Origin of the sequence: Pectobacterium carotovorum, from assembly GCF_900129615.1 — a bacterium.
Classification (GTDB): Bacteria; Pseudomonadota; Gammaproteobacteria; order Enterobacterales; family Enterobacteriaceae; genus Pectobacterium; species Pectobacterium carotovorum.
Genome location: NZ_FQWI01000001.1, coordinates 554,389 through 579,028 on the forward strand (window position 1 = coordinate 554,389; position 24,640 = coordinate 579,028).

General features: G+C 57.0%; 27 protein-coding genes. 12 read left to right on the top strand and 15 right to left on the bottom strand.

The window, feature by feature from the left end:
- Nucleotides 1-93: 93 nt before the first annotated feature.
- From BUB06_RS02425 to BUB06_RS02475, 11 genes are all read right to left on the bottom strand, one after another.
- The gene (locus BUB06_RS02425; protein WP_039471898.1) at nucleotides 94-1,164 is read right to left on the bottom strand and encodes a type III secretion protein HrpN; all 1,071 of its coding nucleotides are present in this window, start codon (nucleotides 1,162-1,164) and stop codon (nucleotides 94-96) included.
- Between the two features lie 144 nt (nucleotides 1,165-1,308).
- Nucleotides 1,309-1,656: a hypothetical protein gene (locus tag BUB06_RS02430; RefSeq protein ID WP_039471896.1), complete on the bottom strand. Its 348-nt coding sequence runs from the start codon at nucleotides 1,654-1,656 to the stop codon at nucleotides 1,309-1,311.
- Nucleotides 1,649-1,840, bottom strand: a complete 192-nt coding sequence (gene hrpT, locus BUB06_RS02435) for an HrpT family type III secretion system protein (protein WP_010302242.1) — start codon at nucleotides 1,838-1,840, stop codon at nucleotides 1,649-1,651. Before hrpT ends, BUB06_RS02430 begins: the two co-directional genes overlap by 8 nt.
- Nucleotides 1,841-1,867: 27 nt before the next feature.
- Nucleotides 1,868-3,937 carry a type III secretion system outer membrane ring subunit SctC gene (gene sctC, locus BUB06_RS02440; RefSeq protein WP_039471894.1) on the bottom strand — a complete coding sequence of 690 codons (2,070 nt, stop codon included), beginning with the start codon at nucleotides 3,935-3,937 and terminating at the stop codon, nucleotides 1,868-1,870.
- Entirely contained in the window at nucleotides 3,930-4,364 is a 435-nt protein-coding gene (locus BUB06_RS02445) for a type III secretion system chaperone (RefSeq protein ID WP_039471893.1), read from the bottom strand. The genes sctC and BUB06_RS02445 overlap by 8 nt, the downstream gene beginning before the upstream one ends.
- On the bottom strand, nucleotides 4,351-4,575 hold the full coding sequence (locus BUB06_RS02450) for a type III secretion protein HrpF (protein ID WP_009112566.1): 225 nt from the start codon (nucleotides 4,573-4,575) through the stop codon (nucleotides 4,351-4,353). Before BUB06_RS02450 ends, BUB06_RS02445 begins: the two co-directional genes overlap by 14 nt.
- Nucleotides 4,576-4,721: 146 nt before the next feature.
- Nucleotides 4,722-5,321 carry a type III secretion system stator protein SctL gene (gene sctL, locus BUB06_RS02455; protein WP_039471891.1) on the bottom strand — a complete coding sequence of 200 codons (600 nt, stop codon included), beginning with the start codon at nucleotides 5,319-5,321 and terminating at the stop codon, nucleotides 4,722-4,724.
- Nucleotides 5,322-5,354: 33 nt separating this feature from the next.
- Entirely contained in the window at nucleotides 5,355-5,987 is a 633-nt protein-coding gene (locus BUB06_RS02460) for a hypothetical protein (RefSeq protein WP_039471889.1), read from the bottom strand.
- Nucleotides 5,984-6,751: a type III secretion system inner membrane ring lipoprotein SctJ gene (sctJ, locus tag BUB06_RS02465; protein WP_039471887.1), complete on the bottom strand. Its 768-nt coding sequence runs from the start codon at nucleotides 6,749-6,751 to the stop codon at nucleotides 5,984-5,986. The genes BUB06_RS02460 and sctJ overlap by 4 nt, the downstream gene beginning before the upstream one ends.
- A gap of 6 nt (nucleotides 6,752-6,757) precedes the next feature.
- Nucleotides 6,758-7,129: an EscI/YscI/HrpB family type III secretion system inner rod protein gene (locus BUB06_RS02470; RefSeq protein WP_010302220.1), complete on the bottom strand. Its 372-nt coding sequence runs from the start codon at nucleotides 7,127-7,129 to the stop codon at nucleotides 6,758-6,760.
- A 68-nt stretch (nucleotides 7,130-7,197) separates the two neighbouring features.
- Nucleotides 7,198-7,404 (bottom strand): type III secretion system major pilin HrpA, encoded by a 207-nt coding sequence (locus tag BUB06_RS02475; RefSeq protein WP_009112561.1) that lies wholly within the window; start codon nucleotides 7,402-7,404, stop codon nucleotides 7,198-7,200.
- Between the two features lie 343 nt (nucleotides 7,405-7,747).
- On the opposite strand from BUB06_RS02475, the gene BUB06_RS02480 reads away from it, so the two are divergent.
- A complete protein-coding gene (locus BUB06_RS02480) occupies nucleotides 7,748-9,328 on the top strand; it encodes an EAL domain-containing protein (protein WP_039471984.1) in 1,581 nt (526 codons plus the stop codon).
- 61 nt (nucleotides 9,329-9,389) lie between these two features.
- Here the strand turns inward: BUB06_RS02480 and BUB06_RS02485 are convergent, their stop codons facing one another.
- From BUB06_RS02485 to BUB06_RS02500, 4 genes are all read right to left on the bottom strand, one after another.
- Nucleotides 9,390-10,475: a sigma 54-interacting transcriptional regulator gene (locus BUB06_RS02485; RefSeq protein ID WP_039471884.1), complete on the bottom strand. Its 1,086-nt coding sequence runs from the start codon at nucleotides 10,473-10,475 to the stop codon at nucleotides 9,390-9,392.
- Between the two features lie 369 nt (nucleotides 10,476-10,844).
- Nucleotides 10,845-11,486: a response regulator transcription factor gene (locus BUB06_RS02490; RefSeq protein WP_010302196.1), complete on the bottom strand. Its 642-nt coding sequence runs from the start codon at nucleotides 11,484-11,486 to the stop codon at nucleotides 10,845-10,847.
- 36 nt (nucleotides 11,487-11,522) lie between these two features.
- Nucleotides 11,523-12,992, bottom strand: a complete 1,470-nt coding sequence (locus BUB06_RS02495; RefSeq protein WP_039471882.1) for a PAS domain-containing sensor histidine kinase — start codon at nucleotides 12,990-12,992, stop codon at nucleotides 11,523-11,525.
- Between the two features lie 241 nt (nucleotides 12,993-13,233).
- Nucleotides 13,234-13,779, bottom strand: a complete 546-nt coding sequence (locus BUB06_RS02500; protein ID WP_010302190.1) for an RNA polymerase sigma factor — start codon at nucleotides 13,777-13,779, stop codon at nucleotides 13,234-13,236.
- 328 nt (nucleotides 13,780-14,107) lie between these two features.
- On the opposite strand from BUB06_RS02500, the gene sctW reads away from it, so the two are divergent.
- From sctW to sctU, 11 genes are read left to right on the top strand one after another with little or no spacing between them, the layout of a single operon-like run.
- Entirely contained in the window at nucleotides 14,108-15,316 is a 1,209-nt protein-coding gene (gene sctW, locus BUB06_RS02505; RefSeq protein WP_039471880.1) for a type III secretion system gatekeeper subunit SctW, read from the top strand.
- Nucleotides 15,313-17,415, top strand: coding sequence for a type III secretion system export apparatus subunit SctV (sctV, locus tag BUB06_RS02510; protein WP_039471878.1), 2,103 nt, complete (start codon nucleotides 15,313-15,315; stop codon nucleotides 17,413-17,415). The genes sctW and sctV overlap by 4 nt, the downstream gene beginning before the upstream one ends.
- Before the next feature lie 8 nt (nucleotides 17,416-17,423).
- The gene (locus tag BUB06_RS02515) at nucleotides 17,424-18,359 is read left to right on the top strand and encodes an FHA domain-containing protein (RefSeq protein WP_039471875.1); all 936 of its coding nucleotides are present in this window, start codon (nucleotides 17,424-17,426) and stop codon (nucleotides 18,357-18,359) included.
- Nucleotides 18,359-19,726, top strand: a complete 1,368-nt coding sequence (gene sctN / locus BUB06_RS02520; protein ID WP_039471874.1) for a type III secretion system ATPase SctN — start codon at nucleotides 18,359-18,361, stop codon at nucleotides 19,724-19,726. The genes BUB06_RS02515 and sctN overlap by 1 nt, the downstream gene beginning before the upstream one ends.
- Nucleotides 19,716-20,153: a hypothetical protein gene (locus BUB06_RS02525; RefSeq protein WP_039471872.1), complete on the top strand. Its 438-nt coding sequence runs from the start codon at nucleotides 19,716-19,718 to the stop codon at nucleotides 20,151-20,153. Before sctN ends, BUB06_RS02525 begins: the two co-directional genes overlap by 11 nt.
- Nucleotides 20,150-20,683 (top strand): type III secretion system HrpP C-terminal domain-containing protein, encoded by a 534-nt coding sequence (locus BUB06_RS02530; RefSeq protein WP_039471870.1) that lies wholly within the window; start codon nucleotides 20,150-20,152, stop codon nucleotides 20,681-20,683. Before BUB06_RS02525 ends, BUB06_RS02530 begins: the two co-directional genes overlap by 4 nt.
- On the top strand, nucleotides 20,680-21,819 hold the full coding sequence (gene sctQ, locus BUB06_RS02535) for a type III secretion system cytoplasmic ring protein SctQ (protein WP_039471868.1): 1,140 nt from the start codon (nucleotides 20,680-20,682) through the stop codon (nucleotides 21,817-21,819). The genes BUB06_RS02530 and sctQ overlap by 4 nt, the downstream gene beginning before the upstream one ends.
- On the top strand, nucleotides 21,816-22,469 hold the full coding sequence (gene sctR, locus BUB06_RS02540) for a type III secretion system export apparatus subunit SctR (RefSeq protein WP_039471866.1): 654 nt from the start codon (nucleotides 21,816-21,818) through the stop codon (nucleotides 22,467-22,469). Before sctQ ends, sctR begins: the two co-directional genes overlap by 4 nt.
- A gap of 7 nt (nucleotides 22,470-22,476) precedes the next feature.
- Nucleotides 22,477-22,737: a type III secretion system export apparatus subunit SctS gene (sctS, locus tag BUB06_RS02545; protein WP_010302163.1), complete on the top strand. Its 261-nt coding sequence runs from the start codon at nucleotides 22,477-22,479 to the stop codon at nucleotides 22,735-22,737.
- A gap of 6 nt (nucleotides 22,738-22,743) precedes the next feature.
- Nucleotides 22,744-23,544 (top strand): type III secretion system export apparatus subunit SctT, encoded by an 801-nt coding sequence (sctT, locus tag BUB06_RS02550; RefSeq protein ID WP_039471864.1) that lies wholly within the window; start codon nucleotides 22,744-22,746, stop codon nucleotides 23,542-23,544.
- A 13-nt stretch (nucleotides 23,545-23,557) separates the two neighbouring features.
- Nucleotides 23,558-24,637, top strand: coding sequence for a type III secretion system export apparatus subunit SctU (sctU, locus tag BUB06_RS02555; RefSeq protein WP_039471862.1), 1,080 nt, complete (start codon nucleotides 23,558-23,560; stop codon nucleotides 24,635-24,637).
- Nucleotides 24,638-24,640 lie beyond the last annotated feature (3 nt).

Below are 24,640 nucleotides of genomic sequence, written 5' to 3' on the forward strand. Positions count from 1 at the left end.
AACAGGCCAATCAATTGATTAATAGTGAAATAGTTTTTCTGCAATTAATAACAAGAGAGCAAGACTTCCGCCCTGCTCTCCTCAACCTTCCGTTTAGCTGGAGAGCTTTTGCAACCCCATATTGACGATACGGTCGCCGATCATCGCTGCATCAATACCCAGCGACGCGCCGCCGTTGCCGCGAGCGTGCAGGTTAGTGTTGCCGGTATCACCCGCTACCGCGCTCTTGATCATGCCAACCGCCTTCATGAATTTATCCATGCTGCCCTTGGTCATGCCGTCATCATCCGGTTTGCTCAGCGCTTTAGCCCAAGATTTGTCATCTTGCTTCGCCGTCTGCCAGTTATCTTTCTGGTATTCCGGCTTGCCGAAGACTTCAGGATATTGATCCATAAACTGACCAATCTCTTTCGCCATCTTGCGGTCTTCTTTATCGACGAAGTAACGCGTCGGGCTGTCATTGTGCGTACTGATGTTGTTCAACTCCTGCAAACCGGCTTTTTGCCCGACGCTCATCCCCAGCGTGCTACCCAGTTGATTAAACGCCCCCGCACCGCTCAAGCCTTGCAGACCGTTATTGCCCAGTTGCAGCGGTGACGTTTGCCCTTTCGTCTGGCTCAGGCCGTTGCCCAGAATTGCGGACAGCGCATCGTTAACGCCTTGGGTATAGGCAGAAATTTCCGGCGACGACGGCTGTTTGTTGCCGAAAAGCCCACCCTGCTGCTGCGACATCCCACCGCCCAGCAGATCTTCCAGCGCGCTAAACAACAGGCTACCCATCATGGCCGATGGATTCATGGCATTCATGCCAGCACCCAGCGCCCCGCCTAATCCGCCGCCGAGTGCACTGCCCAGTCCACTACCAAGGCTACTGCCGAGACCGCCCCCCAGTCCACCACCCAGCAAACCACCACCGAGTCCGCCCAGGCTGCTGCCTAAACCACCGAGCCCACCGCCCAGACCGCCGCCCATCATGCTGCCCATGAACATCATGGTCGTCATGATATCGGACAGCTGTTCTGCGATGTTGCTACGCTGGCCACCAAACGCAGACTGTGATGGCGATCCGCCATTTTGTGAAGACTGAGATGGAAATAAACCGCCGTTACCGCCCGCCTTGATCGTGATTTGCAGAGAAGCTCCGCCACCAAGAGAATTAAGCATAATGTTTCCTCAATGAATAAATGGGTTATGAAAGCGCCAATGATGTGCGGTCAGCCCGCGTGATTGTGACACTCCCCCATTAAGTGATTTCCTTGCGTACTCAGTTCCCGTCTTATGCACGAAAACGCATGACTTTTTCACGGTTCAGCGCGGCGGCAGACCGGCCAAACGCCACAGTTCATCGATTGCCGCAACCGAGTCAGTCAATGTGGATAACGCGCGACATAACCGCAGATGTTGCTGTTCATCCAGGCTCAGACTAATGGCAAACAGCGCGTCAGCCTCCAGAAAGCGGCGTTGTAAAATTTGCCGCAGCATTCCGGGGTAATGTCGGGCGGGAGCCAGCGTTAAGGTGAGTGTCGCCTGCCACGCCGACACGGCCGTAAACCACAGCGTGACGCCCGGTTGTACCGTCCAACAAGCGGCCGGCACCGTTTCCAGCGCCGCGAGAAAGTCATGCTGATTGTCGAATACTGCCGCTGGCTCACTCATCCACGCTGACCCTGCTGTAATCCGCCGGGCCGCTACGCAGATCGGGCTGCCACCAGATGATTAATTGCCGCGTTTCCGGCTGCGGACGACAGGTCACCGAGGCACAGTTGGCGACCTGCCGCGGGGCAGTGCAGGCGCTCAGCAGGAGTGCGATCAGCGCGACGGATAGTGCTTTATGATTCATGACAATTTCCTGTTTTAATTGAGATCGCTACTGAGATGTCAGCAGGTTACGTCGGGCTGGCTGGGACGTTAGCGCGGGCTGCAACGCTAGGAACACCTCGCTGGACTCCCCCGGTGCCAGCGTCGTTTTCGGCCACACGGCCACCGCTAACGTGCGGCTACTGGCACAGGCGGCTTCGTCAAAACGCTGCGGCTGTGTGCCGCCGTTACGCACGACGCCGACGCTCAGGCGCACCTGACCGTTGCCGTACCACTGATAGCGCGAACTGTCGTAGATCAGGCCCGACTGCGAGCGGCACACCTCTCCCAATCGCGCACCTTTGCTATCGGCCTGAAACCCGGCAGGAAGCTGGCGGCTGGCGAGATCGCGAAACGCGCCTTCAATCAGGCTATAGAGATCCGTTTTACCGTTGCGCTGCGCAACGCGGTTCATCGCACCGTTCAACTGCTGGCGATTGGCGGAGGAAACATAGCGTGTGGGATCGGTTTGATCGCCGACCAGATGCGGCGTCAGGATAAACAGGCGCTCACGGCGCGAGACTTCATGACGCGTCGAGGTAAACAACTGCCCCAGCAGTGGGATATCCCCGAGGATCGGAATGCGACGATCGCGGTCACCGCTTTCTTCAACGTGAAAACCGCCCAACACCAGCGCGCGGTTTTCACCAATCAGCGCCTGCGTGCTGACGGTGCCACGTTTCACACCGGAGGCCTCACCTTCACGCCCCGTCTCCACCTGACCGTCTTCGATGTCGATAACCAGTTGGATGCTGCGCTGCGTGCCTTCGCCGATCACACGCGGCGTCACTTGCAGGCTGGTTCCCGCCGTTACAGGCTGAATGTCCGCGACGCGCTCGCCCGTTGCCGTGATAAATGCCGTCCGGCTGAAATCGACAATCGCGGGCTGATTTTCCAGCGTCAGCACGGAAGGATTCGCAACAATGGAGGCTGTTCCTTCTCCTTCCAGCGCCTGAATATCGGCGAAGAAGCGTTTGAAATCGCTGACAAACAGGGTACTCCGCCCCATCATCATCGTGCTGCCCGCGCTCACATTGCCGAGCTGTGCCTGCCAGTTCGCTTCCAGCCGCGACAGGGCGGTCCGATCCACATCCAGAATAATGGCATCAATGTTGACCAGATTTTGTGGTACATCGATATGCTCGACGAGCTGCTGATACTCCGCCCGGCGTTTTTCATCATCCCGAATCAACAGCGCGTTATTACGCACATCGGCGGAAATCTTTCCGCTCAGCGTCACACGGCCTGATGCCTCACCGTTGCGACCAGGGTTGTTACGCGTTGCCAGCCGGGTCATCAACGAACGCGTACTGTCCCGCATCGCTTCCATGCCGTTATCCGGCTGCACGGGCATCGGGCCCGATGCGCCTGCCGGTGCGGCACGCTGACCATCCATCAACTCATTGAGAATGGTCGCGACGCCGGGAATCGTGACCTTCTGATCGCGATATTGCAACGTACGGTCAGATACCGAGGCATAGCGCAACGGAAAAATCATGACCTTGCGCCGTTCGTCCTGCTTTTCCCGCTGCTGGCTGAAATTACGGATCAGATCGATATATGCCTGCGGACCGGTGACCAGCACCACGCCCTCTTCCGGCAATTCCCCCCAGCCGAAGCGTGCATCGAGCAGCCCGATACCGCTGAGCGCCTGTTTGATATCGGGGGCGGCATCGGGGGAGATTTCCAGACGCACCGACGCCTGTTCATCCTGCGGGCTGACATACAGCGCATTGTTATACACAAACCACTGAAAACGGTGCTCCAGTGCCAGCCTGTCGAGAAACAGCGCGGGGTTATCCGCCCGAATTTTCGCCGTAACCTCATTGTCCGCAATATTTCCCAGCACCAAATCCACACCGTGGCTGTTGGCAAAATCCGTCAAAATTGCAGATAGCGGCGTTTGCTCGGCAGAATAGGCATACGCGCCCTTATTCCAGTCGGGTGGCATGGCGGCGTGCGCCAGCGAAATCATCCCGTTCACCGGGATAATCCCCATCAGCACTACCGCCCAGCAAAACCAGCGATAGACCGCCAGCAACGTGCTATACGATCGATGACGTATCAATCCCTTACGCATGTCGTTCTCCTTGCAAAAAAGCCAGCGTGTTCAGATTCAGTGGCGCGGAAACGGGCGTTTTCGCACGCGGCGTAAGCAGGCTCAGCCAGACGTCCCGTTGGTTAAGTAAGGTTTCCAGGCTGCGGCACAGTTGCATAACATCATCGGCATCGGGCCGCATCCAGAGCCAGAGTTGCTCATCCTGCGGTGAAAGCGACAGTATGGCGGTGTCATCCTGAAACTGGGCGTGGGCGGCATCGGCTAGCTGTAATGCGCGCGCCAGCATCGGTTCATCTGGCAACGCGCGCAGCGGAATGGCCGCGCTGCACGCTACACCCAACGACTGCCGCACAAGTGCCACCGCGCCGCCGTCAATGTCCAACTGTAACATCGGCGTCCCGCCGTTTAGCCAACGCTCCAGCATCGCGGCCAACTCAGTTGAAGTCATTGATGATGGCCTTTGCCAAGCCGTGTTTCACGCTCAACAGTTGCCCGACCGCCCAGCTGGCGTTGGAATAATCCATGCTAGCTTCAAAAAAGGCATAACTGTCTGCCTGACTGGCTCCGCCTTCGGCAACATTCAACGCAATATCATCCAGCTGTTGCTGCGAATCGACCAGGTGCGCGTCAAGGCGACGCTGAATGGGGTTAAGGGACATAGCACGCTCTCCTCATAGGGTAATTTCCTCACAACACGGTTTGGGTCGTTGACCTGACGTTTTGGCCGTTACCTAAACGTTCTCGTCATTGACTCAATAGTGAGTGGTTAACCCCGGCGTGCAGTTCCCATTAGCAGGCAGTGATTTCACATCGCGGCGGGATATTCAGGAGGAATGAGCTGCGCCGTCGCCTGCCGCCAGCTCAGCGACATCACGCCATGCGCCGTAATCAGCTTCATGGCATCGCTATCCAGCGCCTCATCGCTGGCGAGACGCCACTCCAGATGCGCATGGGCATCCAGCCAGTGCTGCACGTCGGCAAGCTGGGCGGGATGGCAGTACAGCGTTCCCCGGCTTTCTCCCTGCTGTTGCTTCAGCAGTTGCCGCAATAAAGCGTGATGACGCGACGGCGCAGGCGTTTTATCCAGCAACTGCGCCAACGCATCGCGCAGCAGCTGTCCGGCTTGCGTAATCATGATCTTTTCCAGATCCATCCGCTCTTGCTGAACACCCTGTAATAGCGCATTCGCCTGCTGCCAGAATTCTGCTTCTGCGTGTTCTACCGCCTGCTCACAGAGCGTTCGGGCACGGTCGTGCGCCTGTGCCACAATCGTCTCGGCCTGCGCATTGGCTTCTTCCCAGAGTGTCCGACTGCGCCGATGCGCCGCGACGCGCTCCGCCGGAATAATCACCGTTTCATCCCGACTCGCGCCGGGTAATGTCGCAAACGTCTTCGTTGTCAGCATGCTTCGTCCTTACTGTGCAAGATGAAATCGATTCTAAGTGGGTGTCGATGCCTTCCAAATCAGGGCATCGCACAGCGCATTCAGCCGGGCGGCGGGCAATAACATCGTCGGGGCATGGCAAGGGTTATCCCCGTCACAGGACCAATCGCGAGGAAAAAGCAGTCGCAGACGCGGCCAGCACGTTTCACCATAGCGAATGCGCAGCAGCGTCAGCGCATCCTGATAGCCCACAGCCGAGGACGCCAACGATGATGAAACAGAAAAGGTGACCGCTGACGGTAGCCATAAGCCCGGCCGCAGCGCCTTTGCCAGCCGTTCGCACCATATGCCCTCCGCGTCCGAGCGATCTGGATTACGCACGGGCTGACACACCCGTGCCATCAGGCGCAGTACCGTTTCCCGCTGCGCCGTATCCAGCGCCCCCATTTGCATCAATGAGGCAAGCGGATCCGGCATCAGCACTGGCGGCAGAGAAAAGTAGCGATGAAGCTGCACGGCGTTCACATGCAGCCAATCGCGACGCTGCGACGAATCAGGCAACCTCACCTTCCCGTTCCACCAACTGGGATCGGCTTGTAACAGGCAGCCCTCTGCCCACCAGACCAGCCAGGCAAGCGGTGTGATGTCACCCAATTCACGCCCCTGTTTTTGCGCTTGTGTGGTCATGGTGACGATGCTTCCCCCGCTTTTTTCTGCTGCCACTGCCGCAGGTAAGGCATGCCAACGCGCCAGCCTAATAGCCCGGCCAATAGCAGACCGAACAGCCCCGCGCTCCACTGCCAGCGCCGCATCTCATCCGGCGTGAGCGTAAACGGCCCCAGCGTGACCACGGGGATCGTGTCCTGATACGGTTCCGCCGGAACAAAGACGATCGCCAGTTCTTTATCATCCTTGCCAGACAGGCCGGGGATGCTGCTGGCGACCATACGACGGATACGTTGCTCCATCCCATCAGGCTCCAGTTCGGCACGGTATTTGATAAACACCGCTGCCGAGGCTGGCTGAACGGGCTCGCCGGGGGCGATACGTTCGGGCAGTACCACATGCACCCGCGCCACCAGCACGCCGTCGATCTGCGCCAGCGTCGCTTCAACTTCCTGCGACAGCGCGTAGATATAGCGGGCTCGCTCTTCCAGCGGCGTCGAGATCACGCCGCTTTTCTGAAAGACTTCACCCAGATTGGTACGCGATTGCTTCGGTAAACCCGCCGCATTCAGAATATTGACGGCACGTTCCATGTTTTTTGCATCGATCACCAGCGTGACGCCGGTTTTGTCCACCCGTTTCTCCGCGCCGATCTGATAGCGGCCAAGCATCGAAATCGCTTCGTTGGCATCGTTCTCCGACAGCCCGCGATTCAGCTCAATCGGCTCGCCGCAGCCAGTCACTAGCCCGATCAGCAGAAGAAACACTCGCTTATCGATTTTCATAGGCCGCTACTGTAAGTTGGTGAGTTTTTCCAGACTTTGCACACTTTTCGCCACCAGTTTGGCGCTCAGCAGACTTTCCAAATAGAACGAGGACAGCGTTCGAGTCGCATCCAGCACATCTTTGGGATTATTGGAGCGCATCGACTGGCTCACATCGCGTTCAGCGGATTTAAAAACGCCGTTCAGTCCCTGAGATTTTTCCGCCAGCGCACCCAGCCACTGGCTGTTGCCGCTTTCTGCCGTCATCGGTGTCGACGACAGCGCCGCGCTAAACCAGGACACATCCTGATTGGTGGCGGAAGAGGAAAAAGACGTGCCGTTGTCCGCCAGCGGAGCATCCCCCGGCTGGGGCAGCGTAGTAGCGTGGTTGATTTTCATGGTGTGAATTCCATCGCGGACGGGATAAAAATAAAGCCGGAGCAAGGCTCCGGCTCGTTACATCACGATCAGAACTGGATGGCTTTCGCCGCTTTCTGCCCGGAGTTCAGTGATTTGGACGCAGAATCCATCTGACCATCCAGAATGGAGTTTTCCGTATCCAGCGCAATTTTCTGTGCCTGAGCGCCAGCCGCACGCGTCAGAGAACCGGCCATCGCGGTATCCAGAGTCTGAGAAGCCGCCTGAGATGCAACCTGAGAAAGTCCTAAAGCCATGATATATCTCCAAATATGATGAATGTTTACGGTAGTGAACTGTCATGCTGTACATACAGTCATCTTGTTCATTCATTAAGTGGGAGAGCGGGTCAGTGAGTTCCAACGGAAAGGAAATTCTTTCTGTAATGCCATTCGAGAGGAAGAACTAGCCTAGTTTTATCTGTGTTTCCGGCCGTTAGTTATCATAGATTTCTTTTAAAATAATAAAAAACGTTATTACCTACCAAAAGTCCGTACGTTGTTTCTGATTTGCAGGAACGTTTTTATGCTGTGCAACTGGCAAGGATGCGATATTTGAACCCATGCCGTACTATTCTCGTCACGCTGCCAAATGGTCGCTATGCTCACCTTAACTACCAACACCGGATTGTGGTTCAGACTTGTTTTGATTTCGTTTGCCAGTGCATTGCTGGCTCTATTTATTGGCCAGGGAATTTTAGCCAGGCTGGAACAAACACAGCTGCAACACTATAGTCAGGAAGTGCTCAATCAGGGAATCGCTGTCGCGAATGAAGGTCGGGAAACCATCGATCGAGTGCTGATGCTGAATAACGCCCCTTGCTCCAGCGCGGACCTGAAAGAATTACGCCTGATCTCCTTTTACTCCGTTTATCTACGCGATATCGGGCGTATTAAGGACAACTACCTCATCTGTTCCGCAGGCTGGGGCATTCTCAACCCACCGATTTATCTGCTGCCGCCGAACCTAACGACGCCCGAGGGCGTACAGCTGTGGACTGCAATGAAAGATGTGGTTGATCCACGCATTACCGCAGATATCGCGAGCCTCAACGGTGTGGTCACCATCACCGCCGCCGCCGCATTTCGCCGTTTCGTTCAGCCGCCAGCCGAACATAGTGCGATGCTGCTCACGCGTAATCTGGATCATGTCTATCAGACCTTTGGTAACATCGATCTCCCGGCATTCAAACAGACACAGCAACAGCATAACGCGTGGCTAAGCATGGGAAAACGTCAGACGTTTTTCTGCGCGCCAAACCGGAATATCTGCGTGCTGGCGCAGTTGGATTCCGCCGGAGTTTTATACCAGCCGTGGTATGTCATTGCCTCCCTGTTCTTTGTCGGTGCGCTCATCGGTGTCAGTTTTACCCTGTCCTACCAGCTCTATGACGATCGACACCATGCTTTGCCATCACAGCTAAAACGCGCAATCAAACATCAGCAATTTCAGGTACATTATCAGCCGCTAATCAGCCTGCCAAAGCGTGCCATCATTGGCGTAGAGGCGTTGGCGCGTTGGAAAAACGAGCGTGGCGACAACGTTTCGCCAGAGTTTTTTATCAGTGCTGCTGAAAAAATGGGCTACTCAGATAAACTAACCCGCATCATTACGCGTCAGGCGCTGCGTGACATGCAGCCGTACCTCACGCAGGACACGCCGTTTCTTCTCAGCATTAACCTGTCCGTCTCCGACATTGTTTCGCCCGATTATCATCGCTTCCTACAGCAAATGTGTGACGAACTGGGGATAGACAGAACACGTATTATGTTGGAACTCACCGAGCGGTCGAGTACATCCCATAAGACGCTGGCAGACGGCCTTGAGGCCTTACGACATTCGGGCTATAAGGTCGCGCTTGATGATTTTGGCACGGGCTATTCCAACCTCGATTATCTGAGCCATTTACCGTTCGATATGATCAAGATCGACAAGATTTTTGTCGACGCCATCGGCACAGACACGGTTAATGCCGCCATGGCCGATCTGTTATTTACTCTGATCAAAAAACTCGACGTCCCGGTGATCATCGAAGGGGTGGAAACGCGCGAACAAGCCGCCTACATCCTGCAACAGTGCCCGTCGGCGATTATGCAAGGATGGTATTTCAGTAAGGCGGTGGCATTGCACGATTTACCGGACATCCGTCGCTATCAGTGTCCGCCGATAGAAGCGGTGTAGAGAGAAACGGTGTAACCTGAAGGCAGGCCTCTCCCCAAAACAGGCCTGCCATCTTCGGCCCTCATGCCTGACAGGCTTCTCCGCCCCCTGCACACATTTCCCGCGCCGTCACATTCAGCACTTTCAGGCGGTGATAAAGCGTCCGCTTGGGGATCCCCAGCTCCACAATTACATCGTCAATGCAGTGGTCGTGGCGGCGCAGCGCATCCTGAATCAGGAACTTTTCAATCCGCTTTAAGCGGTCTTTCAGTTGCAAAGGACGCGGGTGCAGCAGCGGCTGAATTTCAGCCAAAGGCGACAGCCCCAGCGCCCAGCGATCCGCCGCCGCTTTCAACTCGCGGATATTGCCCGGCCAGCTGTGGGTCAGCAGCTGTTCGTCAATGTCTGCCGTCATCGGCGGCAGCGTCATTTTCAGGCGTACCGCCGCTTCCTGACTAAAACGCTGAAACAGTGGCAGAATAAGATCGCTGCGGGAACGCAGCGTCGGCAGTTGAATCTTTACCGTATCCAGACGGAAATAAAGATCGCGGCGAAACAGCCCTTTCTCCACCAGTTGCAGCAGCGGCGTTTGCGTCGCCACAATCACGCGCATATCCACGGGCGTGAACTGGGTGCTTCCCAACCGCTTTACGCCACGGCTTTCCAGCACGCGCAGCATCTTGGCTTGCAGCGTCATGGGCATACTGTCGATCTCATCCAGAAACAGAATCCCCTTATCTGCACTTTCCAGATAGCCGGCGCGGGAACGGTTTGCGCCGGTATAAGCCCCCGAGACCACGCCAAACAGCTCGCTTTCGGCCAGATTTTCCGGCACGGCGGCGCAGTTCACCGCCACCAGCGGACCGCTGCATCGAGAAAGTTGATGAATGCGGTTCGCCAGCGTGTCTTTGCCCGTACCGGTTTCACCTTCCAGCACGATGTCGACATTGAGAGGCGCAATAACATTGATGATGGGCGAGAGCGATGAATGAATATCATCTGCTGTGTGTGTGGAATGTCCCGACGATGGCGGGAAATAGTCTACTGATGACGGTGCTTTTTCTAATGAGGGCTTTTCTAATGATGAAGGCGCTAATGGTGAATGCTCTGATAACGAATGCGCTAATGAAGAAGCGTGCTGTCTGTCCTGACGGTAATAATAACTCATTAACTACTCCTGAAGCCCAGACGGGCTAACTGACTGCCTTCCATAACGTGGTGCTCCACCGTGCATCCGTGACGTTTCTCCGCATAACGCACACCGATTACATCGCAGATGGAACGATGATAAGCATTACCGCCATTGAATAATGAAACCATCAGGCATCGCTGAACATCAGGTAGGAATTCCAGAGGAATTTGTAGGGAAATACCTACAAAAAAAGACCAACATAAGCAAAAACAATCCGTTACCTTCCTAAACAATTAGCAGGAAAACGAAAGGATTTCGTAAGGAAAGCGTAAGCTTCAGCAAAAGGGATTCACCGACTGTTGAATCCCTTTTATCTGTTGTTTTTCGCACAGCGTATTCCCACCGCTAGGGAATCAGCTTCTTGCTAACAACATACTTCACAATTTCCACGTTGGTGCTGAACTGCATTTTCTCCATCAGACGCGCTTTATGGGTGCTGACCGTTTTGTTGCTGATGGCCAACTCATTGGCGATGGCGTTGATGCCCATCCCCTGCGCAAACATAATCATGATTTGGTGCTCTCTGGCCGTCAGCACATCATGCTCGGCTCTGCCGCCCTCCGCGTAATTAGAAAACACCAGCTGCTCGGCAATCGTGTGGTCGATATAGCGAGCGCCCTGCGCCACGCGCCGGATCGCTGCTAGCAGCGCTTCCGGGTCTTTATCTTTGGTGATGTAACCTCTGGCACCACTCTTCAGCGCATGCTGCGCAATTTGCGCTTCGCTGTACATGCTGAGCACCAGAATCGGCAGACGCGGATATTGCGCCACCACGCGTGAAATCAGCGCTTCACCGCTGATACCGGGCATCGACATATCCAGCAGCAGTAAATCGGGCGTCACGCTGCGCAGCTGCGCCAGCACCTGTGCGCCATTTCCCGCTTCGGCGACAACGCTCAGCGAGTCATCCAGCGCAAAGATCTGCTTGAGCCCTTCCCGCATGATGACGTGATCGTCGGCGATCATTAAACGTATTGGTTTGCCCATCGCTCATCTCTTCCTTTTGTTATTCTTATCCCGCCGTTAGCGGGTATAGCCATTTTTAGGAAACGTTAGCTGCACCAACGTGCCTTTGCCGGGCGCGCTTTCAATAACCACTTCACCTCCCAGCATCCGTCCACGCTCTTTCATGCTCATGAGTCCAAAGGCATTTTTATTTTTAGCGCGAGAATCAAAACCTTTGCCGTTGTCCTTGGTGCACAGCACCACGCAGTCCGGCTGATTATCCAGCGTAATGATTACCTGTGTGGCAGCGGCGTAGCGCGCCACGTTAGTCAACGACTCCTGCGCGACGCGGAAGGCCGCCGTGGTGCTTTCGTCATTAAGCGCCAGCGGTTCTCCCAACGTTCGCAGCAGACAGGTTGCGCTGTAATGCCGGTTAAATTCGTCGCACAGCCATTCCAGTGCAGGCGTCAGCCCCATATTCAGTACATTCGGCCTGAGCCGGGTCGAAACGTTGCGCACCACCTGGATCGTTTGGTCCGCCAGCTGCATCAACTTTTGCAAATGTGCCTGCATCTCTGGGTTTTCCTTGGCAAAACACATACGCATGAGCGACAGGCTCATGCGGATCGTGGTCAGGTGCTGCCCCAGCTCATCGTGAATTTCCTGAGCGATATGCTTACGCTCTTCTTCGCGTGAAATCTCACGCTGGCGCGCCAATAAACGTAGTTGCATGTGCGAATCGGCCAGTTTCTTCTCCGCATAGCGAATCGCCGTAATGTCCCGTCCGACGGTCAGAATGGACACCAGCGCGCCGTGCTGATCGAACTCGGGCACGCAGCGAATATGGTGAATATGGTGATGCCGTTGCTCACCTTTCCCCAGTTCTTCCATGACTTCGCCTTCCGCACTGCTGCGGGTATCGACAACCAGCCGCACCAGCTGTTCCATGCGGATCGCACAGCCCACACCGGGCATCAGTTCCGTAATCATGCGACCCCGAAGTTGCTCTATGGTGAAATCCAGATGTTTCAGACTGGCGGGGTTGGCGTACAGGCAATTCAGGTTGGCATCGAAGCGGATAATCAAATCCGGCGTGTTCTCAACCAGCGCGCGAAATTCCTGTTCTCGCGCGTAAGCCAACTGTTCAATATGTCTACGTTCCCTGATATCTCTGACTACACACATGTTGTAGCTACGTCCTCTGTGTTGGAAATGCGTGAGATTGACCTCGACCGGAATCGCCATGCCATTGCGGGTAAGGTGCCTGGTTTCAAACGTGGTGCCGACGCCCGATGCGTACTTCTGAAACCAGTCGGGCGAGCTATGCTCAGCGACCCAGTCGGGATCGATATCGGCAACGCTCAAATGCATGAATTCCGTAATGCTGTAGCCCAGCGTCTGGCTGGCTGCTTCATTGACGTAACAAAAACGCTGATCTTCATTGACGATATAAATCGCGTCCTTGATGCGGCCAAATGCAAAATCCACCAGTTCAAGCTCGGGGGCTTTGGCTTTCTCATCGGAACGAAAAGGTTGGGTGAACATCATTGCCATCTCCTTATTTGAATTAAGACTGTTGTGCAGCCACCCGCCGTGCAGGTAGCGCAATACGGCGTCTCAACATTCCAGAAGATGGACAGGGAACCCTGCAACGGCATCAATGCGACCTGATATCACGGCGTGCGACCACGAACTGAACGGCAACCGCCATCATTAAATAAAGCGGTTACCACCTCAGTCAGTGAAAAACGGCGGGTGCAGGCGCGTCCTTTCGTCCCGTGAAATGCCGTCAGGATTCTACGGCCTGACGAATCACACTTCGGGCACGAGACAGCCGCGACCGCACCGTACCGATCGGGATCTCCAACTGCAACGCGAGATCCTGATAGCTGGCATCGGTATCCAGCAATTGCATCAGCATCTGACGGGTATCTTCAGGCAGTGAGACGATGGCATCCATCGCGCGTTTCAATGCCCGCTGGCTTTCGGTGATAGCGCCAGGATCGAGATCTATCGCGATATGTTCCAGCATCTCATCGCCCATTTCCTGAGCGCGCTGGCGTGCCTGCTTGAAATAATTGCGAACCAGGTTGAGGGCAATACCGAATACCCACGTCTCCGGCCGCGATGCTCCCGCAAATTTATCCTGATGTTTGAGCACTTCCAGATAGGTCATTTGCTGTAAATCCTCCACGTCGTCACGGTTGCTGACGCGCTTGCGGATAAAGTTATGCAATTTCTTTCCGTGTTGACGAAACACCTGTTCCCAATCGACAGATAACGCTGGGTAAAGCGAAGGGGTCTGTTCGATGTGTTTCAGGGTAGACATTTCCATTTGCTGACTCTCCGTTGTTGTGCCCCATTTGGCAAAAACGGAAGAGCAAGCCTTGTGCCAGCCCGGAATAATTTTTATCACACTGATTTTTAATCAGTTATTTTTCACTTTGCTTTTTATCACGCCACTTGTTGCCAACGTCAGCGGCGTGAAATTGCAAGTTCTTGCAATCAGTAAAACGACATTTAATTCAATCCGCCATCAAATTCGGCCTGCTCCGATGACTTCACGTCGGGGAACCCATCCTTTTCTACGTCCACACAGCAATACATTCATACCGCTGCACGTTCACACCACGACACGTAGCCGATTTATTCAGGATGACATCATGATCAAAATGCCGACTGTCCTTCCCTCCAGCAGCGCCCTGCCGCGCCCAGTCGTCGTGGATGACGATCCCGTGCCACAGGCCGCGGTGCAGCAGACAAGTTCTCACCATGCTTCCCCCGGTTCGCCGTTATCCACCTCGATGGAGGAAGTGGCGATGGCATTTGGCGAGCAAGCTGAGCGAAGAAGCAAATCGCTGAATCGGCGCCACATCGCCCAGCAGCCGGACGCACGCGCGACCGCCAATGTCGAGCGGATTGAGAAACTGACCGAACTGTTCAGGATGCTGGAAAATCCGTCGCAAAGTACGCTCGATCAGCAGCTGAGCCGCCTGCGCGATCTGCTGATGCAGCAAGGTTCGCCGTCGCTTGAAGCGGTGCTGGAAGCCGCAGGTAACGATCCGGCGCGTGGGGATATCCTGCTACGCCACATCCAGCAGCAGTCTCCCCAACAGCCCGAGCTGACGGCGGCGGCAGAAAGTGCGCTACAAAAGTTGCATCAGGAGAAAGGGCCGGAAGTCCGAGCCGGTTTGAATACGGCAACAGCGATTGCGCTGTTCAGCACCCAGCCGGAACAAAAACAGGCGATGCGTGAGCTGTACTACCAAAAAATCGTGCATCAGCAGTCGGCCAGCGCGCTGCTGGATTCCCTGCTGGAACGCTTTGACGCCGCGACCTTTTCCATTGGGCTGCGCACGTTGCAGCGGGCGCTGGCGGCGGATATTGCCTCGCTGACGCCGTCGATTTCGAAAGCCGTACTCAACAAAATGCTGAGCAACCTCAACGACTCCCGCCACCTGAGCCATACGCTGTCATCCAGCCAGACGCTGCTCACTCGGCTAGCGAACAAAGTGCCCGCCTTTACGCTCGGTGCCGTGGAGCTAACCCGCCGCCTGATTGGCCTGAGCGCCAACGGTGCCTATGCCCGCGACCTGCATAATCTCGGGCGGGAAGTGGCCGGTACGCAGGTGCAACATCAGGCGATGTTTTTCAGCGCCCTGCTGCCGCTCGTCAGCGACCTGCCGCATCCGCTGTGGCGAGACAGTAAAAACCGACAAACGGCGATCCAACTGATACGCGGCATGATTGGCGATATCGCTCAATATGAAAAACAGCAGGCCAAAAGCACTCAGCATGATGAACTGACGCAGCGTGATACCGCATCGCGGCAAAAACAGGATGCGCGCGACTCGGATAAGGAGCAGCCATGAATCTGTTGATTATCTGGCTGAACCGCATTGCGCTGAGCGCGATGCAGCGCTCGGAGGTCGTTGGCGCGGTCATCGTGATGTCCATCGTCTTCATGATGATCATCCCGCTGCCAACCGGACTGATCGATGTGCTGATCGCGCTCAATATCTGCGTCTCTTCCCTGTTGATCGTGCTGGCAATGTATCTGCCCAAGCCGCTGGCTTTCTCGACGTTTCCGGCCGTGCTGCTGCTGACCACTATGTTCCGGCTGGCGATCTCCATTTCCACCACGCGCCAGATTCTGCTCCAGCAGGACGGTGGCCATATCGTCGAAGCCTTCGGTAACTACGTGGTGGGCGGCAATCTGGCGGTCGGTCTGGTTATTTTCCTGATTCTGACGGTGGTGAACTTTCTGGTGATCACCAAAGGCTCCGAGCGCGTGGCCGAGGTGGCGGCGCGCTTCACGCTGGATGCGATGCCCGGTAAACAGATGTCCATCGACAGCGATTTGCGTGCCGGATTAATCGAAGCCCATCAGGCACGGCAGCGGCGGGAAAATCTGGCGAAAGAAAGCCAGCTATTCGGGGCGATGGACGGCGCGATGAAGTTCGTTAAAGGCGATGCCATTGCATCGCTGGTGATCGTGTTCATCAACATGATCGGCGGCTTCGCCATCGGCGTGTTGCAGCACAACATGGCCGCGTCCGATGCGATGCACGTCTACTCGGTCTTGACCATCGGCGACGGTCTGATCGCCCAGATTCCGGCCCTGCTGATCTCGCTGACCGCCGGGATGATCATCACCCGCGTCTCAGCCGACGGGCAAAAAGTGGATGCCAATATTGGCCGCGAAATTGCCGAACAGCTCACCAGCCAGCCCAAAGCGTGGATCATCTCCTCCATCGGCATGTTTGGCTTTGCGCTGCTGCCGGGAATGCCGACGCTGGTGTTTGTCACCATCAGTCTGGCCTCGCTCGGCAGCGGTCTGTTTCAGCTCTGGCGCATCAAACAACAGGGCCAGCTCGATGCCAACCAGTTGGAAGCGGACAATATGCCCGCTGAACAGAACGGCTATCAGGATCTGCGGCGCTTCAACCCCACGCGCGCCTATTTGCTGCTGTTTCATCCGGTCTGGCAAGGGCAGCCAACGGCGACGGCGCTGGTGCAGAATATCCGCCGCCTGCGTAACAAGCTGGTCTATCGTTTTGGCTTTACGCTGCCGTCCTTTGATATCGAATTCAGCGATCGGCTAGCGGAAGATGAATTTCAGTTTTGCGTCTACGAGATTCCCTACGTTAAAGCCACGTTTGTCACCGACCGGCTAGCCGTTGCCAGCGGTGCCGTCGAACCGACTGATGCCGCCCTCGCCACACCCGGCCCCACGCTACGGGATGAAAGTCAGTGGCTCTGGCTACCGCTGGCACATATCGCACAGCAGCCCGACGACGTGCCGCGCTGGACGGCGGATGAGCTGATTCTGGCGCGCATGGAACAGGCCATTCACCGCACCGGTTCACAGTTTATTGGTTTGCAGGAAACCAAATCCATTCTGGCCTGGCTGGAGAGCGAACAGCCGGAATTGGCACAAGAGCTTCAGCGCATCATGCCACTCTCGCGTTTTGCCAGCGTGCTGCAACGGCTGGCTTCCGAACGTGTACCCCTGCGGTCTGTGCGCCCCATCGCCGAGGCGCTGATTGAAGTCGGTCAGCACGAACGGGACACGCTGGCGCTGACCGACTACGTGCGTCTGGCGCTCAAATCACAAATTTGCCACCAGTACAGCGACGAAAATAACCTTGCCGTCTGGCTGCTGACGCCGGAAAGCGAAGAGCTGCTGCGCGATGCGCTGCGCCAGACGCAGAACGAAACCTTCTTCGCCCTGACGCAGGACTACGCCTCCACGCTGCTCGGTCAGTTGCGGCGGGCGTTTCCGCCGTTTTCGTCGCATCGCAGTCTGGTGCTGGTGGCGCAGGATTTACGCAGCCCGCTACGCACGCTGTTGCAGGACGAATTTCACCACGTTCCGGTGCTGTCCTTCACCGAACTGGAATCCACCCTGTCGATCAACGTCATTGGACGTCTCGATCTGTACGACTCCCCCGATCCCTTTAGCGCATAGGAAACATCATGTTTGAATTACGCGTGCTGACTGGTTTACATCGCGGTGCGGCGCTGCCGCTCTGCGGAAACGCCTGGCGCATCGGTGCAGCCGATGACGCCGATCTCGTGCTTTACGATCCCGGCATTGCGCCGTATCACAGCCAGTTGGAGAAGACCGCTGACGGCTGGGCGCTCAGCGCACAGGATGGCGCGTTGTGTAATGCGGAAGGCCATACCGTCGAGCAGATTGATGCTCTGCCACCCGGCACACCGTTTGCGCTGGGGCAGATTTGGCTCTGCATTGTCGCGGCCGATACCCCCTGGCCTGACGATAACGAAGCCTCTCCGACGGCGGAAGCGAACGTTCCCCCAGCGGATATGCCTATTGACGACACACCGGTTCATACCGCTGCGCCGCTTCCTACGCCAGCACCCACGACACGCCTGCCGCTGTGGGCTAAAGCCAGCTATCTGCTGCTTGGCGCGTTGCTGCTGGTGATGGTCGGCAGTTGGCAGCTACAGGAGAGCGTCGCGATGCCCGCCGCTCCGTCGCCACAGGATACCCGTAAGCCGCTCGGCACATTGACACAGTTGGAAAGCACGCTGCGCATTATGTTGCAGGAGCGGGAACTGAGCACGGCCGTGAAAGTAGCGGCGTATCAAGATCGCCTCACGCTCACCGGGCAAGTCACGCCGGACGATCAAAAAAAGCTGGAACGGATGCTCGCTCAACTCCACCAACGTTATAGAACCGCGCTGTCCGTGGATAACCGCACGCAGCTGAAAACGGAGCAACTGCCGTTTCAGATCGTTCAGGTGACCAGCGGGTCGCGCGCCAACGTCGTCACGGCGGACGGTCAGCGCTTTTTCATCGGCGATGAGATCGACAACCTGCGTCTGGTGAGAATTGATGAGCACCAGATTGAATTCAGCGGCAGACAACAGATAACGGTGAACTGGTAATGCAGACGCAACCTTCTTCTTTTCCGCTGCTCGACCAGTGGGTCGCACAGCAGCGCCAGCATCTGGCGAACTACGCGCCCGTGGAGAAAAAAGGCCGCGTCATGGCCGTCAGCGGTATTTTGCTGGAGTGCAGCCTGCCGCAGGCGCGTATTGGCGACCTGTGCTGGGTAGCCCGTCAGGACGACAGCCAGATGATGGCCGAAGTCGTAGGGTTCAGCCCGGACAACACCTTTCTCTCTGCGCTCGGGGCGCTGGACGGCATCGCTCAGGGTGCCGCCGTGACACCGCTGTATCAGCCGCACTGCATTCAGGTGTCGGATCGTTTGCTGGGCAGCGTGCTGGACGGGTTTGGGCGGGCACTGGAAGACGGCGGCGAGAGCGCATTTGTCGAGCCGGGCCATGCCACGGGACGCACGCAGCCAGTGCTGGGCGATGCCCCGCCGCCGACCTCCCGACCGCGCATCAGCCAGCCGCTCCCCACCGGATTACGCGCCGTCGATGGCCTGCTGACCATCGGTCAAGGGCAGCGCGTCGGCATTTTCGCTGGTGCAGGCTGCGGTAAAACCACGCTGCTGGCCGAACTGGCGCGTAATACGCCGTGCGACGCCATCGTTTTCGGGCTGATTGGCGAACGTGGTCGCGAATTGCGTGAATTTCTCGATCACGAACTGGACAACGAACTGCGCAGCCGCACCGTGCTGGTGTGTTCCACCTCCGACCGCAGCAGCATGGAACGCGCCCGCGCGGCGTTCACCGCCACCGCCATCGCCGAGGCTTACCGTGCCGAAGGCCGTCAGGTGCTGCTGATTATTGATTCCCTGACGCGTTTCGCCCGCGCCCAGCGTGAAATCGGTCTGGCACTCGGGGAACCGCAGGGGCGCGGCGGGCTGCCGCCGTCGGTTTATACGCTACTGCCGCGTCTGGTCGAACGCGCCGGACAAACGGAAGACGGTGCCATCACCGCGCTCTATTCCGTGCTGATCGAACAGGATTCCATGAACGATCCGGTCGCCGACGAAGTGCGTTCGCTGATCGACGGGCACATCGTGCTCGCCCGACGGCTGGCGGAACAGGGGCACTATCCGGCTATCGACGTGCTGGCGAGCCTGAGCCGTACCATGAGTAACGTCGTGGATACCGATCACACTCGCAACGCGGGCGGCGTACGGCGTCTGATGGCAGCTTACAAGCAGGTCGAGATGCTGATCCGCCTCGGCGAATACCAACCCGGCCATGACGTGTTGACCGATTCCGCCGTCAACGCTCAGGCAGAAATCACGCAGTTTCTGCGTCAGTCGATGCGTGAACCGATGCCGTATGGCGTGATTCAACAACAGCTCGCCGGAGTCAGCCGCTATGCCCCATAACACCGAACGCGATGCGGAGTTACAGACCGTGTTGAACCTGCTGATGCCGATACGCCGCCAGCGCTTAAGCCGCAGCGAGCGTCAGCAGCGGCAGGAAGAACAGCAGTTGATCCGAATTGCGGAGCAGCAGCGTCATCATCAACAGCAGGTCGAGGCGCTGCGACAAGCCAGCCAGACGCAGCGTGACCAGTTTGTCCGAGAAACCCAGGGGCAATGCCAAACGCTGGAAAACCTGAAAACGCGCCTTGCCGCCGAACAGCGCTTACTCGGTGAGATAGCGACAGAAACGCAGCAGGTGCAGGCCACACAGCAGCAACACCACGACCAGCAGCGTCAGGTTGATCACGCCCGAGACGCTACTCGCCAATGCCAGAAGGCGGTGGAGAAGCTGGAATATCTGCTTACGTTACCTCAGGAGCACGTATGAATAACCGACAGATTGCGTCCCCCGAATCCAAGGCGACGCAGAACGCGCAGGCCACGCTGCACGGCAAATCCTCACGCGCGGATGATTCACAGCACGATCCACACCATAGGGATTTCTGGGAGGCCTTCACCTTTTCAGACGGCTTTGAAGACGCGTTCTATCAGGAAGCGCCTTTCGCCTTAGCGCCAGGCGGCCCCATCAACGCCCCACAGCCGTTGCAGAGTGAGGCGCCGGACAGCCCACAAAACGTGACACCGTCACAGTGGCAGCCGCTGCAATGTGAGCTGATTGAGGCGATGGACAACATCTGCGCCCCGCCGTTTGCCTTCAGCCTGCAACTGCCGCAGTTGGGCGATATCGATGCGCGGCTAGCCACGCTGGTGCCGCGCGGCTGGGATATTTCTCTGCGTTTCAGCCGAGAAAGCTACCACCAGTTGAAAGATCGGCGTGAAGCCTGCCGTCATTCGCTCTCCAGCGCGCTGGACTGCCCGATAAATCTGCGTTTTGACGCCAGAGAGTATGAGCGATGAATCCGAATCTACAGCACATCAGACCGCTGACGCTGCCGACCCTGTGCGCGCAGCACGCCCGCATCCGATCGGTGCTGACCACTGGACTATCGCTGCCGTTTACCCGCGACGGACGGGCTGGCCGCCTGCACCTTCAACTGGCGAATGCACCCGGGCAGGCAGAGGACTCGTTCACCACACAGGCAAGCCGTTGGCGAAGCGATATCGGCCATGTCTCACTGGCCGATCCGTTTCCTGTACTCAGCCTGCTGTCGGATTGCCCGCTGCTGCCCCTCACAGAAGACGATGACGCGGCACAGGAATGGTACTGGACGCTCTACAACCAGTCGCTTAACCCCGTGCTGCGAGCGCTGGTCGGGGAAATCTATCCGCTGGGCCTTCCTCAGCAAGAACAGGATTCAACAGAGCAGAATCACAATGCTGCCTGGCTCAGCGTGAACTGGAACGGCATAACCGTACGCAGCCGGATGCAGGCTGCTGATGCCGTCTGGCTGGCGCTGTTTTCTCGCGCCGACTGGCACCACCAACGCCGTGCGCTACCCGCAGGAATGACTATTGCTATCCCGCTCACGCTGGCTGAGGCCGTGCTGCCGCTGTCCGCGTTACGCCGTTTGCGTACGGGCGATCTTATTCTGCCCAACCGCCCGTGGTTTACCCCTTCCGGCGAGGGAACGCTGTCATCCGGCACGCTGCGCCTGCGCGGTACGCTACAGCTCACGGCGCTCGCGCCCTACACCTTTACCGTTACCGACATGGAGACTGTCTCAATGCCTGCTACCGACACGATGCTAGCCGCTCCCCACTCAGATGCGTCAGCGCTTGAATTCACGCCAATGAGTGACAACGTCACCGAAAACTTACCGCCGCTGCCGGTCAGCTTACACATTCGCTGCGGCAGCCTGACGATGACGCTGGCGGAATTGCAGCATCTTGCCAGCGGTAGCGTGCTGACGCTGCGCGACGTGGTGCCGGGGCAAGCCTGGCTGTATCACGGCGATATCGCACTGGCGAGCGGCGATCTGGTCGATGTGGAAGGCCGACTGGGGCTACAGATTACCCAATGCTTTTCCGCACCCGCGCACGAACTGCCGATAGCGGACGAAGAATACGCCGCCGAACCGGAGCTGGCACCATGACCTCCGGCGCGTTCGATCCGTTGATGTTTGCGCTCTTTCTGGGCGCCCTTTCACTGATTCCGCTGATGATGATTGTCTGCACCTGCTTTCTGAAGATTGCGATTGTGCTGCTGATTACCCGCAACGCCATCGGGGTACAACAGGTGCCGCCCAACATGGCGCTGTACGGTATCGCGCTCGCGGCAACGCTGTTTGTGATGGCACCGGTGTTTCAGGACATCAGCAAACGCGTGCAGGAAAAGCCGCTGGATATGACCGACATCGCGTCGCTTCAGGCCAGCGTGACCTACGGGCTGGAGCCGCTGCAAACGTTTATGTCACGCAACGTTGACCCGGATATCCTCACCCACCTGCATGAGAACAGCCTGCAAATGTGGCCTGCGTCGCTGTCCGAAAAGGTAAACACGCAAAATCTGCTGTTGGTGATCCCGGCTTTCGTGCTGTCGGAGCTACAGGCCGGGTTCAAAATCGGCTTCCTGATCTATATCCCGTTTATCGTCATCGACCTCATTGTCTCAAACGTGCTGCTGGCGCTGGGGATGCAGATGGTCGCGCCAATGACGCTCTCGCTGCCGTTAAAGCTGCTGCTGTTCGTGCTGGTCAACGGCTGGACGCGGCTGCTGGACGGCCTGTTCTATAGCTACTTGTGAGGCCGCGATGGAAATAATCACACTTTTCCGTCAGGCCATGGTGATGGTCGTGCTGCTCTCTGCGCCGCCGCTGCTGGTTGCGGTGATCGTCGGCGTGCTGATTTCTCTGCTACAGGCGGTGATGCAGTTGCAGGATCAGACGCTGCCCTTTGCCGTCAAACTGATTTCCGTCGGGCTGGCGCTGGCGCTCTGCGGGCGCTGGATTGGCGTAGAGCTGATGCAGTTGGCTATCACCGCATTCAACATGATTGCGCACACTGGGGTATAAAGCCGCATGATCGCCACCATTCAGCACGTTTACGATTTTATCATCGCCATTACACTCGGCATCGCCCGGCTGTATCCCTGCTTTATTCTGGTACCGGTTTTTTCACTCAACGTGCTGAAAGGCATGACGCGCAACGCCGTAGTGATTTCCCTGACGCTGCTGCCCGCCCCCATCGTACAGCAGCAGCTGCTGCTGACGCCGCTGTCCTGGCCGATGCTGCCCGGCCTGTTACTGAAAGAGGTTATTGTCGGGCTTCTCATCGCGCTGATTCTGGCGATGCCATTCTGGCTGTTTGAATCCGTCGGTGCCCTGTTTGATAACCAGCGCGGCGCGCTCATGGGCGGCCAGCTCAACCCCGCGCTGGGCTCGGACGCCACACCGCTCGGCCATCTGCTGAAACAGACGCTGATTCTGCTGTTGATTATCGGTATCGGCCTGAAAGGACTGACGCAGCTGATTTGGGACAGCTACCAGATCTGGCCAGTGCTGTCCTGGCTGCCCGCGCCGGGAGAACAAGGATTTGAGGTCTATCTCAGCCTGTTGGCCGACACTTTCACTCATCTGGTGGTGTACGCCGGGCCGCTGGTCGCGCTGCTGCTGCTGTTGGAATTCAGCATTGCGCTACTCAGCCTGTATAGTCCGCAGCTTCAGGTGTTCGTCCTCGCTATTCCAGCCAAGTGTCTGGTGGGGATGGCCTTTTTCATCATCTACCTGCCCATATTGCAATATTTAGGCAACCACAGACTTCAGGGGCTGCCGGATCTCAAGCACCTGCTCCCGCTGATTTTTACGGCATCGAACAACTAATAAGGCGGAGCTGATGAGTGAGAAAACGGAAGAACCCACAGAGAAAAAACTCGAAGACGCGCGCCGTAAAGGGGAAGTCGGGCAAAGTCAGGATGTGCCCAAGCTACTGATTTGCGTCGGCCTGCTGGAATGCGTATTGGCATTAGCAGACAGCACGATGGGGAAACTGCAAACGCTAGTGCAACTGCCGCTGCAACGGCTGGATGCCCCATTTGCGCAGGTGGCGAAAGAGGTGTTTCACGATGCTGCCGTGCTGGCGGGCACGCTCTGCCTGTTAGCCGCCGCCATTGCCGTGTTGCTGCGCGTGGTCGGCGGCTGGCTCCAGTATGGCCCGCTGTTTGCGCCCGAAGCCCTGAAGCTCGATCTCAACCGTCTGAACCCCATCAACCAGTTCAAGCAGATGTTTTCGATGCGCAAGCTGGTGGAAATGCTGACCAATATTCTGAAGGCGGTGGTGATTGGTACGGTCTTTTATAAAGTGGTGGTGCCGGAGCTGGAAGCGCTGGTCGAATTGTCCTATGGCGATCTACACGGCTTCTGGCAAGGGGTGAAAGCCCTGCTCACGCGCATTGCCCGCACCACGCTGACGGCGTTGCTGGTGCTGTCCGCACTGGATTTCGGCCTGCAAAAGTATTTCTTTCTCAAGCAGCAACGGATGAGCCACGAGGATTTACGCAACGAACATAAAGATTCCGAAGGCGATCCGCATATGAAAGGTCACCGCAAGTCGCTGGCGCACGAACTGATGAACGAGCCTGCCGCCCCGCGTCCCAAAGCCAACATAGAAGACGCTGATATGCTGCTAGTCAACCCGACGCACTATGCAGTGGGGCTCTACTATCGCCCCGGCAAAACGCCGTTACCGCGCATTTTGTTTAAGGGGGAAAACCAAGCCGCACGCGATCTCATCGCGCAGGCGCAAAAAGCGGACATTCCGGTGATTCGTTTCATCTGGCTGACCCGTACACTGTATCGCACCACGCCGGAGGGCCATTACATTCCGCGCGAAACGCTTCAAGCCGTCGCGCAGGTGTATCGCGTCCTACGACAGCTCGAAGACGAGCAAAAGCGCGACATTATCGAGATGGAATGAAGG

Coding starts and splice junctions, on each gene's coding strand:
- BUB06_RS02425 (WP_039471898.1), bottom strand. CDS start 1,164: ATGCTTAATTCTCTTGGTGGCGGAGCTTCTCTGCAAATCACGATCAAG.
- BUB06_RS02430 (WP_039471896.1), bottom strand. CDS start 1,656: ATGAGTGAGCCAGCGGCAGTATTCGACAATCAGCATGACTTTCTCGCG.
- hrpT (WP_010302242.1), bottom strand. CDS start 1,840: ATGAATCATAAAGCACTATCCGTCGCGCTGATCGCACTCCTGCTGAGC.
- sctC (WP_039471894.1), bottom strand. CDS start 3,937: ATGCGTAAGGGATTGATACGTCATCGATCGTATAGCACGTTGCTGGCG.
- BUB06_RS02445 (WP_039471893.1), bottom strand. CDS start 4,364: ATGACTTCAACTGAGTTGGCCGCGATGCTGGAGCGTTGGCTAAACGGC.
- BUB06_RS02450 (WP_009112566.1), bottom strand. CDS start 4,575: ATGTCCCTTAACCCCATTCAGCGTCGCCTTGACGCGCACCTGGTCGAT.
- sctL (WP_039471891.1), bottom strand. CDS start 5,321: ATGCTGACAACGAAGACGTTTGCGACATTACCCGGCGCGAGTCGGGAT.
- BUB06_RS02460 (WP_039471889.1), bottom strand. CDS start 5,987: ATGACCACACAAGCGCAAAAACAGGGGCGTGAATTGGGTGACATCACA.
- sctJ (WP_039471887.1), bottom strand. CDS start 6,751: ATGAAAATCGATAAGCGAGTGTTTCTTCTGCTGATCGGGCTAGTGACT.
- BUB06_RS02470 (WP_010302220.1), bottom strand. CDS start 7,129: ATGAAAATCAACCACGCTACTACGCTGCCCCAGCCGGGGGATGCTCCG.
- BUB06_RS02475 (WP_009112561.1), bottom strand. CDS start 7,404: ATGGCTTTAGGACTTTCTCAGGTTGCATCTCAGGCGGCTTCTCAGACT.
- BUB06_RS02480 (WP_039471984.1), top strand. CDS start 7,748: ATGCTCACCTTAACTACCAACACCGGATTGTGGTTCAGACTTGTTTTG.
- BUB06_RS02485 (WP_039471884.1), bottom strand. CDS start 10,475: ATGAGTTATTATTACCGTCAGGACAGACAGCACGCTTCTTCATTAGCG.
- BUB06_RS02490 (WP_010302196.1), bottom strand. CDS start 11,486: ATGGGCAAACCAATACGTTTAATGATCGCCGACGATCACGTCATCATG.
- BUB06_RS02495 (WP_039471882.1), bottom strand. CDS start 12,992: ATGATGTTCACCCAACCTTTTCGTTCCGATGAGAAAGCCAAAGCCCCC.
- BUB06_RS02500 (WP_010302190.1), bottom strand. CDS start 13,779: ATGGAAATGTCTACCCTGAAACACATCGAACAGACCCCTTCGCTTTAC.
- sctW (WP_039471880.1), top strand. CDS start 14,108: ATGATCAAAATGCCGACTGTCCTTCCCTCCAGCAGCGCCCTGCCGCGC.
- sctV (WP_039471878.1), top strand. CDS start 15,313: ATGAATCTGTTGATTATCTGGCTGAACCGCATTGCGCTGAGCGCGATG.
- BUB06_RS02515 (WP_039471875.1), top strand. CDS start 17,424: ATGTTTGAATTACGCGTGCTGACTGGTTTACATCGCGGTGCGGCGCTG.
- sctN (WP_039471874.1), top strand. CDS start 18,359: ATGCAGACGCAACCTTCTTCTTTTCCGCTGCTCGACCAGTGGGTCGCA.
- BUB06_RS02525 (WP_039471872.1), top strand. CDS start 19,716: ATGCCCCATAACACCGAACGCGATGCGGAGTTACAGACCGTGTTGAAC.
- BUB06_RS02530 (WP_039471870.1), top strand. CDS start 20,150: ATGAATAACCGACAGATTGCGTCCCCCGAATCCAAGGCGACGCAGAAC.
- sctQ (WP_039471868.1), top strand. CDS start 20,680: ATGAATCCGAATCTACAGCACATCAGACCGCTGACGCTGCCGACCCTG.
- sctR (WP_039471866.1), top strand. CDS start 21,816: ATGACCTCCGGCGCGTTCGATCCGTTGATGTTTGCGCTCTTTCTGGGC.
- sctS (WP_010302163.1), top strand. CDS start 22,477: ATGGAAATAATCACACTTTTCCGTCAGGCCATGGTGATGGTCGTGCTG.
- sctT (WP_039471864.1), top strand. CDS start 22,744: ATGATCGCCACCATTCAGCACGTTTACGATTTTATCATCGCCATTACA.
- sctU (WP_039471862.1), top strand. CDS start 23,558: ATGAGTGAGAAAACGGAAGAACCCACAGAGAAAAAACTCGAAGACGCG.